The sequence below is a fragment of the Flavihumibacter fluminis genome (genome assembly GCF_021491375.1).
In the GTDB taxonomy this organism is placed as follows: Bacteria; Bacteroidota; Bacteroidia; order Chitinophagales; family Chitinophagaceae; genus Flavihumibacter; species Flavihumibacter fluminis.
Map to the genome: position 1 here is coordinate 14,974 of NZ_JAKEVY010000001.1, position 14,744 is coordinate 29,717.

11 protein-coding genes are annotated in these 14,744 nt (G+C 44.1%); 4 read left to right on the plus strand and 7 right to left on the minus strand.

Going from position 1 to position 14,744, the window contains the following annotated elements; translation table 11 throughout:
* Window positions 1-13 precede the first annotated feature (13 nt).
* Window positions 14-3,397: a SusC/RagA family TonB-linked outer membrane protein gene (locus tag L0U88_RS00065; protein ID WP_234863436.1), complete on the minus strand. Its 3,384-nt coding sequence runs from the start codon at window positions 3,395-3,397 to the stop codon at window positions 14-16.
* Window positions 3,398-3,545: 148 nt separating this feature from the next.
* On the opposite strand from L0U88_RS00065, the gene L0U88_RS00070 reads away from it, so the two are divergent.
* Entirely contained in the window at window positions 3,546-4,253 is a 708-nt protein-coding gene (locus L0U88_RS00070; RefSeq protein ID WP_234863437.1) for a FadR/GntR family transcriptional regulator, read from the plus strand.
* A gap of 1 nt (window position 4,254) precedes the next feature.
* Here the strand turns inward: L0U88_RS00070 and L0U88_RS00075 are convergent, their stop codons facing one another.
* Entirely contained in the window at window positions 4,255-5,496 is a 1,242-nt protein-coding gene (locus L0U88_RS00075) for a DEAD/DEAH box helicase (RefSeq protein WP_234863438.1), read from the minus strand.
* A 73-nt stretch (window positions 5,497-5,569) separates the two neighbouring features.
* Between L0U88_RS00075 and L0U88_RS00080 the strand changes: the two genes are divergently transcribed.
* The gene (locus L0U88_RS00080; RefSeq protein WP_234863439.1) at window positions 5,570-6,901 is read left to right on the plus strand and encodes an MATE family efflux transporter; all 1,332 of its coding nucleotides are present in this window, start codon (window positions 5,570-5,572) and stop codon (window positions 6,899-6,901) included.
* Here L0U88_RS00080 and L0U88_RS00085 read toward each other — a convergent pair.
* Window positions 6,893-7,645, minus strand: coding sequence for a GDSL-type esterase/lipase family protein (locus tag L0U88_RS00085; protein WP_234863440.1), 753 nt, complete (start codon window positions 7,643-7,645; stop codon window positions 6,893-6,895). The two genes, L0U88_RS00080 and L0U88_RS00085, sit on opposite strands and share 9 nt — an antisense overlap.
* A gap of 44 nt (window positions 7,646-7,689) precedes the next feature.
* Window positions 7,690-8,415, minus strand: coding sequence for a DUF4397 domain-containing protein (locus tag L0U88_RS00090; RefSeq protein ID WP_234863441.1), 726 nt, complete (start codon window positions 8,413-8,415; stop codon window positions 7,690-7,692).
* Between the two features lie 156 nt (window positions 8,416-8,571).
* Between L0U88_RS00090 and L0U88_RS00095 the strand changes: the two genes are divergently transcribed.
* Complete coding sequence (locus L0U88_RS00095) at window positions 8,572-9,153, plus strand: PhnA domain-containing protein (protein ID WP_234863442.1); 582 nt, start codon at window positions 8,572-8,574, stop codon at window positions 9,151-9,153.
* Window positions 9,154-9,160: 7 nt separating this feature from the next.
* On the opposite strand, the gene L0U88_RS00100 is transcribed toward L0U88_RS00095, so the two are convergent.
* From L0U88_RS00100 to L0U88_RS00110, 3 genes are all read right to left on the minus strand, one after another.
* A complete protein-coding gene (locus L0U88_RS00100; protein WP_234863443.1) occupies window positions 9,161-11,545 on the minus strand; it encodes an ABC transporter permease in 2,385 nt (794 codons plus the stop codon).
* A gap of 166 nt (window positions 11,546-11,711) precedes the next feature.
* Window positions 11,712-12,539: a phytanoyl-CoA dioxygenase family protein gene (locus L0U88_RS00105; RefSeq protein WP_234863444.1), complete on the minus strand. Its 828-nt coding sequence runs from the start codon at window positions 12,537-12,539 to the stop codon at window positions 11,712-11,714.
* Between the two features lie 14 nt (window positions 12,540-12,553).
* The gene (locus L0U88_RS00110; RefSeq protein WP_234863445.1) at window positions 12,554-13,753 is read right to left on the minus strand and encodes a Gfo/Idh/MocA family protein; all 1,200 of its coding nucleotides are present in this window, start codon (window positions 13,751-13,753) and stop codon (window positions 12,554-12,556) included.
* 123 nt (window positions 13,754-13,876) lie between these two features.
* On the opposite strand from L0U88_RS00110, the gene L0U88_RS00115 reads away from it, so the two are divergent.
* On the plus strand, window positions 13,877-14,743 hold the full coding sequence (locus tag L0U88_RS00115; RefSeq protein WP_234863446.1) for an AraC family transcriptional regulator: 867 nt from the start codon (window positions 13,877-13,879) through the stop codon (window positions 14,741-14,743).
* The last annotated feature ends 1 nt before the right edge of the window (window position 14,744 follow it).

The following is a 14,744-nucleotide window of genomic DNA, read 5'->3' on the forward strand; positions in this document are numbered from 1 at the left end:
TCTTCAATGTGAATTAAAAGGTTAGGTTCGCTCCGAACACCAGGGAGGTTGGAATGGTGTAGGCGCTGTTCTGAGAACCGGTACGTTCCGGCAGATTCAGCATTTTATTAGAGATATAGCCCAGGTTCTGACCGGTAACTGTCAAGGTCAGGCCTTCCACGTTAAATCGCTGCAACATTCCTTTGGGTACTGTATAACTTAGCGATACTTCCCGGAATGCGAGGTAACTGGAATTCACCCAGAACATATCACTTGGGCGATCAAAGTTTTTGGTATTCAACTGATCTGCCCAGGTATAACGTGGGTACTTCGCATTCGGATTCTCAGGTGTCCAGGTATCTTTTACAATATCGGTAGCATTGAATTCGCCCTGGAAACTTCCCAGTGCCCACATCTGCATGAAGTCCTGCTGGATATGACCTGCCCCAAAATCAACTCTTGCAAAGAGGGATAAACCTTTATAAGATACAGTAGTATTTAAGCCACCAGTCCAGCGGGGAATGATTCTGCCCAGCGATACACGATCCCGGTAATCAATAGTGTCGTTTTTATCCAGGTCTTTCCACATCATATCACCCAGTTTGGTTGAAATATGATTGGTAAGTCCTAATTGGCTGATAAGTGCCTGACTGGCAACCCGCTTTCCGGCTGCCGAACCGTATTGCGCTTCACCAGCTGCGATATCAATTACATTATAAGAATCCAGGTCTTTTTGAGTACGGATGATTCCTGCACTTACATATCCAAATATTTCTCCGTACTCCTGGCCTTCCTGGTATCCACCAACCCAGATGATCCTTCCGGTTTTAGGATCATAAATTTGGGTTCCACCCTGGCGATTGTTTTCATTGCCATTGGAAGGAAGTTTGACGATAATGTTTTTATTCCAGGCGGCATTGGCTCCAATGGTCCAGCGAAAATTTTTTCCTTTTATCAGGCGATACGACAATTCCATCTCCACGCCTTTATTTCGCATACTCCCGTTATTGGTACGTAGTGAGGACAAGCCAGATGAAAACGGTAAATTGATAAAGGCCAATTTGTCGGTAGTTAACCTGTTGTAATACGCGATCGAAGCATTTATCTTATTATTCAGGAAAGCCATATCGGCACCTACTTCAACCGTATTTAATTTTTCCCAGGTGAGTTGCGGGTTGGCGATTCCGGTTTGCAAAAATCCAATCACACCGTTGTAAGCGTCTTGTGCTCCATAGGAACCCTGCAGTTCATACAAACCGATCCCTTCATTGGTGCCTATTCCAATATTTCCATTCTTACCCCAGCTGGCTCTTAGTTTGAGGTATGACAGCCATTTGTCAGTTGATGCCAGGAAATTTTCACGATGTGCCATCCATCCTACTGATAGTCCCGGAAAGGTACCATACTGGTTGTCTCCGATTAACCGGGAATATCCATCTCTTCGCACTGTGAAGGTGGCCAGGTATTTCCCATCGTAATCGTAGTTGATACGTCCAAAACCAGACATGATCCGCTCCCTCGAATGGAAAGATCCCATACTTCTTGTTTGCGTTGTTGCGTTGTTCAGCGTTAACCCGAGATCCTGGAAATCATCCGTCGGAGCGAGAGCTCCACCGGCTGAGAAGCCTGTATTGTAGACGGTATAATATTCAAAACCTGCCATTGCGCCAAGGTTATGCATATCAGAAAAACTGGACGTATAATTCAGAATGGCATTATAGGTTTGACGGGTTGTGCGATTAAAGGAATTACTGCTGGAGCGGGTTCTGTTCCACCCTGTGTTCGGGTTGGTATAACTTAACAAACCGGTTCTGAAATCGCGGTTAAAGGCTTCGTACAATCCTTCATCATACATCATAATACCACCAATTTTCGCATATAGATCCTTGTGAAAATTCACCGTGAAGGCCTGTCCAAGTGTTAATTTATCCGCTTGATTTTTACGATGGTACTTATCTATATTGATTACGGGATTACCATCACTGGCATCCCTGCCAAGCAGCAATTCTCCGTTCATATTGGTTCCACGCATGGTTGGAGGTGCTGAAAGCATTCGGCCCCAGTAGTTGGCTTCACCATTTTGAAGCGATTGATCGCGCCAGTTTGCTTTGATGAATTGCACACTGCTTTCTGATTTCAACCAATCCTTGATTTTATATTCTCCGTTTAATGCGAGGTTAAGCCGCTTATAAAAAGTGGCAAGTGATAAACCTCCTTCATCGTAGTAACCAATATTTGCATAGTACTTTCCACGATCATTACCACCGGTTATTCCGATATTATAATCCTGTACCAATGCAGATTTATTCAGGCCATAATCGCCATAATTGAAATCTTTATAAATCAGTTCGGCAAAAGTTCCGTTCGGATCATAAGCGCCGGCCGAATTGGTAGGTACGGCATCGGTCATGGTTTTCCAGCCTTGTCCGAGGCTAAGCAATTCGCGGTTGGCATCGGTGAGGCGCATCGTGCTCCATACTGCCCGGCTATCATAATTACCATCCAGCACATTTCCATTGGCATCCTTGTAGAGATTGCCGGTACCACGGGGACCTACAGCCGCTAATACAGAGGGGGCCAGTGTTCCGTTTTTAATGGCTTCGACTACCCCTCTCCGTTGCCAGGTTATATAATCGTGTGCGGAAAGGAAATTGTAGGGAACGTTGAGGTAATTCCAACCGGTGCGGGCTTTCAGATTGATGGAAGCTTTTCCAGCTTTTCCTTTTTTGGAAGTGATGAGAATAACACCATTGCTGGCGCGTGCACCATATATGGCTGTTGAGGAAGCGTCTTTCAGCACTTCCAGGCTTTCGATTTCTTCCGGGTTGATATCACTTAAAGAGGAACGGACTTGCCCATCCATGATAATCAGCGGGCTACCACTTCCATCAAATCCGGTACCTCCTCTAAGTATAATATTAGGAAGTGCACCGGGACGGCCAGTACCTGTAGAAACTCTCAATCCCGGAATGGTTCCGGCAAGTGCCTGAGCAGGGTTGGAACGAATACCTGTTTCAAGCACTTTGTTATCGAGTTTGGAAATGGAGGAGGTTACTTTGGAACGTTTGATTGTTCCATAGCCAACCACCACCACTTCATCCATTTTCTGATTTGCGGGCGTTAAACTGATTGTAAAACTGAGTTGGTTACCAGTTTTAATTTCCAGGCTTTCAAAGCCAAGTGAACTGAAAACCAGCACAGCATTTGGTACTGCATCCAGGCGGAATACACCATTTTCATCGGTTTGAGTGCCGGTGGTACTACCTTTTAAAAGCACTGAAACACCAGGTAAAACAGTTCCGTCTTCAGAAGACCGTACAGTTCCTGAGATGGTCCGGCTTTGTGCCCATACCTGAGTGGAGCCAAGCAATGCTATCAGTAAGATGAGCCATAACCGGCAAGGAATCGTTTTTCTCATAATTAAACTAGTTGTGCATTATGTATGACATAATAAAAATAATAATAAATTTAAATCCACCAAGAAAAAATATCCAAGACTTGCCTGGTCATGTGGATAAGCAGGAAATCCCTAGTTTTGTTAGAATTTAGTATTACATAATAATTGTATGGCAATCAATTCCTTAATGGAAGATTTCAGTTCATTGGACACCAGTTCCCTGGTGGATAAAGTGGAGGCAAAACTGGTTCAGTTGCTGAAAGACCAGAAGCTGAATGTTGGCGATAGCATCCCGAAGGAGCTGGAATTAGCCGAGCGTTTGGGGGTGAGCCGTACGGTTATTCGAGAAGCGCTGCTTCGCTTGCGTGTAATGGGTTTGATTGAGTCAAAAAAGAAGAAGGGGGCCGTGATAACGAGTCCGGATATCTTCGGCATTATCAGTAAAAGTGTTAATCCGCATATCCTTGACCAGGCCACGCTTAAAGAAATGTTTGAGCTGCGGCTGATGCTTGAAATCGGGATGGCAGATTTCATTTTTCAGCGGATAACCCCCGCCGATATAAAGGAATTAAAGCAAATTGTAAGTAAAGAGCCGGATGCAACACAGGATTATCTGTTTAATATCGAGCATGAAATTGCCTTTCATGGTAAGCTCTATGAAATCACTGGTAATGAAACCCTTAAAAAATTCCAGCGAATGTTACTGCCTGTCTTTGATTACGTACACCACAGTGGATTATTAAAGAAGCAGGTAAGCATCAAACGATTTGTTTCTCACAAAGGGCTGGTTGATATCATCGAAAGCGGGAGTCCGGAAATGTTTCGCAATGCCATGCGCAATCACCTGGAGAATCATTTCTCCCGCTTGTTTGAGTAAGCTATTTCTTTTTGCGTTTCTTTTTCTTTGTTTCCTGCTCGGCCTGTTTGAGCAATTCCTTCCAGTTCTCATTTGGCAGATCTTCAGATAGTGCAACGGTTTCCCGGTATTCAGCGGTACCAATAATTCTCTCTTTGATTTTATTTCCGGTATAGGTTTCGATAGCTGCCAGTAATGGCTTCTCCTCTTCGCTGCAGAAGCTGATGGCCTGGCCTTTTTTCATGCCCCTGCCGGTTCGGCCTACGCGGTGTACGTATTTATCGGGCTCTTCCGGTAAATCATAGTTAACTACATAATCCACATCGGGAATATCAATTCCCCGCGCATTCACATCAGTTGTGATCAACAGGGGAATACTTCCTTCACGGAATTGATCCATTACCTGGAGCCGGTCTCCCTGCTCCTTGCCTCCATGCATCACCAGACTATCAATTCCAACTCTTTTCATGGCTGCCTGTATTCTTTCCGCTCGAACTTTCGTTCGCGCGAAGACCAGGATTTTTTGGCCGGGCAATTCCTTTACCAGTCGCTCCAGGAAAAAGCGCTTATCATCCATTGCTATATAGGTAACCGCATGATCAATGTTTTTGGAAACAGGGTCCTGTGGCGATACCTGAATGCGGATCGGATTGTGCACCATGGCGTATGCCAGGTCTTTGATATGGGTATCAATGGTAGCAGAAAAGAACAGGGTCTGGTGTTTTTTGGGCAGGCGTTTTTTTATGTCGACGATGTCTTTATTGAAGCCCAGATCCAGCATATGATCTGCCTCATCCAATACCAGCAACCAAACATATTGAAGATCCAGCACCCTTTGATGATGCAGATCAAATAACCTTCCAGGGGTAGCCACTACAATATCCACTCCTTTCTTTAAGGAGCGGATTTGCTGCTCCTGGTCCACTCCTCCTACCAAGGCAAGTGTAGTTAGCTCCGTGTATTGACCAATTTGTTGAAATACACCTGCGATCTGGATGGCCAGCTCCCGGGTTGGTACCATCACCAGGCATTGCAAGAGGTGTTTGGGTTTGCGCCTTCGTTCCTGTTCCCGTTGCAACAAGTGCAGGATGGGAATGGCGAAAGCGGCAGTTTTGCCGGTTCCGGTTTGTGCAATGGCCAGTACATCCTCCCCTTTTAAAATACTGGGAATCGCTTTGTATTGAATATCAGTTGGGCGTTTAAATCCCAGCTCCGCCAAACTTTCCTTGATATCCTCCGAAATATGGTATTGTTCAAATCGCATGACCTTTCCTGTAAATAACGGTCAAAGGTCGTGGTTTTTCCCCGTAGATTTGTGCCCCCGAAAAAACCAGGCTATGATGCGGCAGGAAGCGAAACAAACCATTCAACTGGCATTTCCCATTGTAATTGGGGAACTGGCACAGATGGCTTTGCATATTATTGATACCGCCATGGTGGGGGCCATCAGTTATAAACAACTGGCAGCCGCTTCCCTGGTGATCAATGCGATGGGCATTCCCTTTGTAATTGGCATCGGGATGACCATCTCTGTTTCACAAATGGTTTCCATGGCGCATGGCCGCAGGGATTCTCAGCTCGTATCGCATTATCTCTTTAATGGTTTTTTTCTTTGTGCGCTGACTGCCCTGCTGATCTCTTTTGTTCTGATTGGGAGTCGCGGTATTTTACATCATTTAGGCCAGGATCCGGAGGTGGTGGAATACGCACTGCCTTTCATGAAGCTGATGGGGTTGTCCATCATCCCCATGCTGCTCTTTATGACCCTAAAACAGTTTACTGACGGCCTTGAATACACGAAGACGGCCATGATGTTATCGCTTGCAGGAATGCCCATCAATATCTTTTTGAACTGGTTGCTGATTTATGGTAACTGGGGTTTTCCGAGATTGGAATTATTGGGTGCGGGTTGGTCTACGTTAATCACCCGTTCACTACTTTTTATAATACAGGCAATTATTATTCTGCGACATAAAACATTTCGCAGATACATTGCCGTTAGCAGCAGACAATGGAAACTGAAAAGCCGCACCCTTCGTGAATTGTTATACATCGGGATACCCAGTAGTTTACAGGTAGGCATGGAAGCGGGTGCTTTCGCGGTATCGGGCATCATCATCGGTACACTCGGTGCCGTTGCACAGGCCAGTCACCAGATTGCATTGAGTACTGCATCGTTCACATTTATGGTTTCGATGGGATTGGCGCAGGCCGGATCCATTCGGGTTAGCAATGCCTACGGACGCAGGAACTGGACAAAGATATCCGTGATTGGGCGCTCTACCCTACTGACTGCGCTTGTATATGGTTGCATATGCGCGGTAAGTTTTGTAGTGTTCCGGAACCAGATTCCTTTACTGTTCAATAAAAATGAAGATGTACTTGCGCTGGCAGCTACGCTCCTGTTGTTTGCCGGCCTGTTTCAAATTTCTGACAGTACACAGGCAATTGGTGCCGGACTCTTAAGGGGCATTAAAGATGTAAAAACGCCTACTGTACTGATTGGAATCGCCTATTGGGTGATTGGCTTACCATTGGGTTATTTGCTGGGTTTTTATTTTGATATGGGTGCCCGTGGAATGTGGATCGGATTGATTGCCGGACTGACCTTTGCCTCCTTGTTTTTGATTGCGCGTTTTCTGAAGATGAGCCGCAAAGGGTCACTTTAATTTTTCCAGGGCTAGTGTACTTATGCGTGCAGCTACCTGTTCATAATACTTTCTTGAATAATGCAAACTGTCATAGGTAAGCAGGCTGGCATCATTGGCAGCCTGCCTGGATAGCGTGGTGATTTCAATATAGGAAATACCGGCACCGGCTGTTATGCTCAGGTTTTTTTCATTGAACAGATCGATTTCCCGTTTTATCTGATCCCGGTTGGAAAAGCGGGCGAATGGAGTAACGGAGTAATCCGGGATGGATAATACGATTACTTGTTTGGGATTACCACCGGCTCGGTTTACTGCATACGTTAAAAGTTGCCTGAATTCAGCTTCGTATTCTGGAAGCGGGAGGCGACGATATTGGTTGTTGACACCGATCAGTAAGGTTACCAACTGAAAATTATTGGAAATGGTACGTTTACCAAGTTCTGCAAGCAGATCACCCGTACTCCAGCCGGTTCGTGCGATAATTTCGGGCGCTTTCATTTTAATTCCCTTATCCCGAAGCAAAGCAGTTGTAATGAAAGGAAAACGATCAATTTCAGCAACTCCTTGTCCAATGGTATAGGAATCTCCCAAAGCCAGGTAAGAAATTGAATCCGGCAATACCTGAGGAGGGTTAACCACGATGGGGTTGGCAGGCGACGGAGGGGCTGCGGGCGGTGTACCCGTTCTGGAACAGGCAGCTATGAAAACAGATCCGGCCAATAGCCAGGACGACCATTTTATTGAAAAAACAAAGGCAGGCATTCCTATTATACGGATGGCCTGCCTTTTTGGTTCAGTTGCTTCTCTTATTCAGTATCATCCGGCTTCACGGTACCATTTACGATGAACTTGATCTGCGGCTTTCGGGTATCGTCCGTTGCAGCAGGATTTCCCATGATCAATATGGTATAAGCCTTGCTGGCTTCGATCTGGATGGTTCTTTCGAGTGTCGAACCTGTACCGTTGGATGCTGAAATTTTTAAATCCCCAACAGGCATGGAACTGAATTCGCTGACTGTATTGAAGGGTGCAGTAGCCGGTACATCTTTTGAACCCGAACTCAGATTAACTGCATATGCCGCAGAATCAGGTATTGCCTGGATAAAGCGAACCAGTGCTTCGCCCGTTGCAGGAAGTAAAGTATCCAGGTGATCGTTTACTATCAGATTGGAATAAACACTGTCTGCTCCTGTTACAAAAAGAGATAAGTATTTATTCGGCTCAAAATTGAATCCGGCAGTGGTACTGATTTCAGTACCAGTCAACGCATTAATTCCTCTTACATCACGATTTCCTGTAAAAACAGGTAAATAGCCACCGGTGAAATTGGAGTAGGCAAATGCCTGGTTGTTCAATGTGTTTCCGGATAAACGGATGAAAATCCCATCCTGATCTGGTGCCAGGTTAAAACCCATCAGTCCGGCACTTGGAATCTCAGGCTGATCATCGTTGTTTTTCATACAGGATACCAATCCCAATCCCATTGTTGCCGCTAATAGCATCAGAGAGATTTTTCTGGTTAATGTTAGCATAGTCTGACTTTTATTTGTTCTCTGTTGAGATGCAAATGAGGCACCAGAGTTGCGTAAAAAATAAACCTTAGAGCTTCTTTAACGATACCGGACTTTTTATGTTAAAATTCAGTTCAGATTATTTGAGTTACCTTTGCGCTCCCTAAAACAATCCGCATGTTATCTGAGAAAGACTTGCAAACAAGAAGTGGTATGGCCTGTGAACTGTGTCAGTCAACCACCAATCTCACCATCTATGAAGTAGGTCCGGATGCTGCCACCAAAGAAGAGATAGCCGTGTATGTTTGTGCAAAATGCAAAGCGCAGCTTGAGAAAAAAGAAATGCCGGATCCTGCACACTGGAAAATATTGGAGCAAACCATGTGGTCGGAAATTCCAGCTATCCAGGTGCTTTCCTGGAGAATGCTGAATCGCCTGCGTGCAGACAGCTGGGCAGCCGATTTACTGGAAATCTTCTATCTGCCTGAAGAACATGAAGCCTGGGCAAAAGCAAGTGGAGATCATGTGAATGATGGTTCGGTTGTGCTTCACCGTGATATTAATGGTGCCATTCTACAGGATGGCGATACAGTAGTGCTCACAAAATCACTGGATGTAAAGGGTTCAACGCTGACTGCCCGATTAGGTACGGTAGTTAAAAACATCCGTTTGGTCAAAGACAATACGGAACAGATTGAAGGACGGGTAGAAGGACAACAGATTGTAATTCTCACCAAGTACGTCCGGAAGCAGGGTTAATTTACGATTATTCTGTTCGTAGAGACCGGATCGGATTTGACATAGCTGCTTTTATGGCCTTGAAGCTTACGGTTAGGATGGTCAATACCAGTGCCGCAATCGCAGCCAATATAAATACCTGCCAGCTGATGTTGATCCGGTAATCATAATTGGTTAACCAATTATTGAGGTAATAATAGGCAACAGGTGCTGCAATAACACAGGAAAGAATAACCAGTGTAATAAACTCTTTGGATAATAACCCCCATAGGTTGAATACACTTGCACCTAATACTTTCCGGATACCAATCTCTTTGGTTCTTTGTTCTGCAACAAAGCTGGCCATGCCGAAAAGACCCAGACAGGAAATAAAAATCGCAAGCACGGCAAAATAGGTTGAGAGTTTTCCAATTCTTTCTTCTGCCTGAAACTTGTTACCGAATGCCTCGTCAACAAAGCGGTATTCAAAAGGTACAGTGGGTGTATACTTTTTCCAAATTTTTTCAATGCTGCCCAGCGCGTTGCTGGTACTTTGATTCGGATTCAATTTCAGGATTAGGTTACTCATGTTGTCATACTTTCCGATATGGTAGAGCGAGGGTCGTACCGGGAAAAAGGGTGATTCCTGAAGTATATCCTTTACTATACCTATGATGGTATAAGCTCTTCCATTCCAGCGTAATGTTTTACCTACGGGATCCTTCATACCAATGAATCTGGCAGCGGTTTCATTAATAACGAATGCTGCAGAATCAGATGCGAATCCCCGGGAAAAATCTCTTCCTTCCTTAATGTCCCACTGTATGGCTTTCCCATAATCAAAGGTTATGGAATTGTTGGGGAAATCTATAGCAAGGTTCGGGTCTTTACCTTCCCAGTCAAATCCCCCGTTTGTATTCCATACATCCGTGAGGGGGCTTTGGGCTGCCGCCATTTCTTCTATGGCTCCAGCCTGGATGAGTTCCTGTTTAACAACATCAAAATGTTGTCGTACTTCAGTTTCCAAATCCAGGCTAATCAAGCCATTTTTGGTATATCCGATAGGCCGGTTTTTCGCATATTGAATTTGCTGGTATACTATGATGGTTCCGATTATCAGCATTACCGACACCGTGAATTGTACAACAACCAATACTTTTCTGGGCATAGCTGCAAACCGACCCAGGCGGAAAGTTCCTTTTAAAACTTTTAATGGCTGGAAGGAAGAAAGGAAGAGCGCTGGATAACTACCTGCCAGTAAGCCCGTAATTATAATAAATGCTATGCTAAAGATCCAGAAGAAGCTACTTTGCCAGGGAATAGTCAATTTTTTGCCAGCTACTTCATTAAATGCAGGAATAAATAGCTGCACCAATCCAAGGCATAGCAGAAAGGCAATAAATACTATGAGATAGGATTCTGCAAAAAACTGTACGATCAATTGCCAGCGCATTGACCCGATGGTTTTCCGAATGCCCACTTCTTTTGATCTTTTTTCACTTCTTGCTGTACTAAGATTCATGAAATTGATACAGGCCAATAGCAATACAAAAATTCCGATGATACTAAAGAGCCAAACATATTGAATATTACCTCCACTATTTTTTCCGTCTTTAAATTCATTATAGAGATTCCATTTGCTCATGGGTTGCAAAAAAACGGCCCACTTGTAGCGTCTCGCCTCTTCTCCTATGTTATCAAGCTTTACGTTTTTTATTTTTGCGGAGACTTTTTCCAGATCTGCATTGTCTGCCAATTGCGCAAAGGTTTGACTGAAATTGCTGTCCCACGGATCGTTCATTCTTTTTACCCAGGGGTTGTCAATCAGCCAAAGTTCCCATGGCATGATTACTTTAAGATCCCGGAAAGTCGTATTGTCCGGCAAATCTTCGTATACTCCGGTCACTTTCACATCATGGGTCCGGTTTAATTTGATGGTTTTATTAATCGGGTCATCATTTCCAAAAACGGTGCTTGCAACTGATTCTGATAGCAGAATGGAATAGGGATCCTTTAAGCCGGAAATAGATCCTTTGATCATTTTGAGTGTTAACATAGCCGGACCATCCGGTTCCATGTAAATGCCTTCACTTTTGATATGCTTATCGCCCACACTTAATAACTGAGTTCCATTCCAGGAGGTTTGTACCACGTATTTAAAATCATTGCCGTATTTGGTACGAATCTCAGGTCCCATGATGGCTGGGTTAGCTACCTGTGTACCGATTCTACCATTGAAGCTGGCATGCTGCATTACCTGGGTAATGCGGTCATAATTCGCATGGTATTTATTGAAGGTTAGTTCATCGTATACCCATAATCCGATCATCAATGCAACCGCCATCCCAACTGCCAATCCACCAATATTGATAGCACTGTAACCTTTGCTTTTCATCAAATTGCGCCAGGCAATTTTGAAATAATTTCTAATCATGATAAGTTGGTTATTGGTTTTGGTAATACATCACCTCCAAAACTCCCAACGTATATGATGCCAGTTTTTTAAACCCCTCATTTTCAAATCAGCAGATAGAAAAGGTGGGATTAGAATATCCGAAAATGATACAGGTATTGTCCGTTTTTGATACAATCAGGATTTCTTACTTTACATGTAAGGTGATTTCTTCTTCTTTTTTGAGAAAATCTGCCATTACAGGTTGCCTGGTTCCGGTTGAAAGTAGTGCAGTATCTTCCACTATTTTAATAGGCTCAATACAGGAGAGATGTTTTTCGCGGAAGGGTTTATTGTATTTCAGATTATAAGCGGAAATCACTGACCACCTGGATTTCCCGGAATTGTTGGCATCTGACCGATGCAGGATATTACTGTGAAAAAACAACACATCTCCTGGTTGCAGTTCACAATATACCAGTTCGCACATACTTGCTGCCTGCTGTACAAAATCCATATCGGCGCCCTGTTGTTCACCTACGAAATTGTGCTCGAAGCGCTGCATTTTGTGGGAACCTTTTAACACCTGAAGACAACCATTTTCTTTATTCGCTTCGGTCAGTGCCACCATCACAGATATCATCGCTTCCGGGTAAAGGAACCCGTTTTTATACCAGTAACCATAATCCTGGTGCCATTCCCAGGCGCCTCCTGTCAGCGGCTGTTTCTGCATTACTTTGGAATGAAAATGACAAACATCCGTTGGCTCGGAATGCAGTAACTCCCCAACTGCGTAAACCAATTTTTCGGACCTTGACATCAAACCAAAGGGATCATCCCCTGGTGTAAACCAGAGTGTCAGTTTGGTGTCTTTGCCGGTTGTATCCCTGAAATCCATCGAATGAGAAGTGATGGACTCATCCGTAGCCGTGTTATACAACAGAGCTATTTCTTCCGGTGAGAACATCGCTTTGCGAACCAGGAAGCCATCACGCAGATAAGCTGCCGTCTCTTCACCCGTCAGTATTTTTTTCATTTTGAAGGTTTTCGTTATGAGTTGGCTGGGATTTCTTTTTGAATAATGATCCCTGATTTTTTGTCTTTCAGGATCAGTTTGGTAACACCATTTGGTAAAATTTCCTTCTTCACAAGATCATATTGCTCGTTGTAGGAATTACTTGCTTTATCTGTTGCTGTTGCTTCCTCACCCCGCCAATCATCCAGCAAAACCGGTTCCCATCTTTTGGATTGAGCTGATAAAAAAGCAGCATCTAATATGGCATTCACCACATACCCGTCATAAAAGGTTTCCATTGGAGCGCGGTTTTCCTCGATGGCATCAAACATGTCAGAGAACATATGGGGATAACCTAATTCATGGGCTTCATCTCCTACCGGAAATAGCCAGCCTGCATGTTGTTCTGCTTTTTCTGCTACATAGCCCTGTTTGTTTCCTGCCACATACATCTCAAAGCCGGTTCGTAAAAAACTGTTCAGCCAGATAGAACCTTCAGTTCCCATAACTTCATCCCGTAGGTCCATTCCTCCCCGGAAGGTCCAGCTCACTTCAAACTGACTGATTGCACCATTGGCATATTTTACAAGCCCGATGGCATGATCTTCTGCATCAATTGGATGAACCTGTGTGTCAGACCAGCACATGACTTCAACCGGACGAATCGTTTTTCCGATAAGATTTCTACCAATTTCCACACAATGACAGGCCAGGTCTATGATTGCACCTCCACCAGATAGTTCCTTGTTCCAGAACCAGTCGCTATGCGGACCCGGATGTGCTTCCCTGGATTTTGTCCATAAAACTTTTCCAATCGCGCCATTCGAAACAGCTTCAATTGATTTAAGCATTTTGGGAGTATAACACAGGTCCTCCAGGTAACCGGCAAAAACTCCTGCTTTCTCCACACAGTCGAGCATGAACTTCGCTTCCTTAGCCGTCCTGCCCAATGGTTTGGTACATAGAACATGTTTCCCTGCACGGGCCGCTAACTCAACTGCTTTGGCATGCAGATGATTGGGCAATGCGATCACCACCACCTCTGTATCGGGATGATTGATAGCCGCTTCCATATCATCGGTGCCATGGGAAAGCTGATAATCTCTGGCAAATTGCTCAGCTGTTTGTTGAGTTCTTGAATACACCAGGTGAATCCGGTCTTTTCTCCTTTGGGAATGAAGTGCAGTAGCATAAAATCTGGCGATAAAGCCCGCACCAAGCATGGCAATTTTCATAAGCAGAAAGCATTCGTATTACATAGTTAAACTTTATTCAAATAATTCTGAAACGGTTTTTTGTTCTTTACCTAAACTATATTAGCAGAATATTGTAGGATATAGGCCAATTTTATTCAAAATATGTTAGGTACACGTCCAATTGTTCAAAAGTTGCCCTTAGCCAGTGAAACTTCCTTCATTGCTAAAACCTTTCGTACTCCTTATTTTGAAACACCCTGGCACCAGCATGTGGAATATGAAATTGCCTTGTTTAAAGAGGGACATGGAATGTGTTTTGTTGGCAACTATGTGGGTGAGTTTAAGGAAGGTGATATTTTTCTGATTGGTTCAAATGTGCCGCATGCATTTTACAAAGCGGAGGGACTGGAAGTGGCCAGTTCCATGGTGGTACAGTTTAAAGAAGATTTCTGGGGTAAAGATTTTCTGCGGATCCCGGAGAACCTGCTCATCAAAAATCTGCTCGATGCGTCTATGCAGGGTATTCAGCTTACAGGTTCCGGAATGAAAAAATTAGCCAGTCTGCTCAATCAGCTGGAAGCTGATCAGGGCATTAGCAGATTGCTAACCCTGCTGCAATGTTTAAAATTGATGGAGGAATCCTGTGAAAAAAACTACCTATCTACTCAACAGCAGTTTACCCGGAATGATAAATACAAACAGCGCTTGGATGATGTGTTTGATTTTACCATCCGGAACTTTCAGCAACGAATAACCCTGGAAGAAGTGGCTGATATTGCACATATGACCGTAACCGCCTTTTGCCGCTATTTCAAAAAATCAACCCAGAAGTCCTATGTTCAGTTTCTTACAGAGGTCAGGATTGGTTATGCCTGCCAACAGTTACAGGGAACCGATAAAACCATTTTGGAAATCAGTTACGATAGCGGCTTCAATTCACCGGTAAATTTCAATAAGCAGTTTTACAAATTGAAAAAAACGACTCCGCGAGATTTCAGATCCAGCTTCTTAAAGCAGTTGGGTAAATAAC

Bases quoted from the DNA above. Each gene is read 5' to 3' on its own strand.
- L0U88_RS00065 (WP_234863436.1), bottom strand. From the start codon at position 3,397: ATGAGAAAAACGATTCCTTGCCGGTTATGGCTCATCTTACTGATAGCA.
- L0U88_RS00095 (WP_234863442.1), top strand. From the start codon at position 8,572: ATGTTATCTGAGAAAGACTTGCAAACAAGAAGTGGTATGGCCTGTGAA.
- L0U88_RS00115 (WP_234863446.1), top strand. From the start codon at position 13,877: ATGTTAGGTACACGTCCAATTGTTCAAAAGTTGCCCTTAGCCAGTGAA.
- L0U88_RS00105 (WP_234863444.1), bottom strand. From the start codon at position 12,539: ATGAAAAAAATACTGACGGGTGAAGAGACGGCAGCTTATCTGCGTGAT.
- L0U88_RS00110 (WP_234863445.1), bottom strand. From the start codon at position 13,753: ATGAAAATTGCCATGCTTGGTGCGGGCTTTATCGCCAGATTTTATGCT.
- L0U88_RS00075 (WP_234863438.1), bottom strand. From the start codon at position 5,496: ATGCGATTTGAACAATACCATATTTCGGAGGATATCAAGGAAAGTTTG.
- L0U88_RS00100 (WP_234863443.1), bottom strand. From the start codon at position 11,545: ATGATTAGAAATTATTTCAAAATTGCCTGGCGCAATTTGATGAAAAGC.
- L0U88_RS00085 (WP_234863440.1), bottom strand. From the start codon at position 7,645: ATGCCTGCCTTTGTTTTTTCAATAAAATGGTCGTCCTGGCTATTGGCC.
- L0U88_RS00080 (WP_234863439.1), top strand. From the start codon at position 5,570: ATGATGCGGCAGGAAGCGAAACAAACCATTCAACTGGCATTTCCCATT.
- L0U88_RS00070 (WP_234863437.1), top strand. From the start codon at position 3,546: ATGGCAATCAATTCCTTAATGGAAGATTTCAGTTCATTGGACACCAGT.
- L0U88_RS00090 (WP_234863441.1), bottom strand. From the start codon at position 8,415: ATGCTAACATTAACCAGAAAAATCTCTCTGATGCTATTAGCGGCAACA.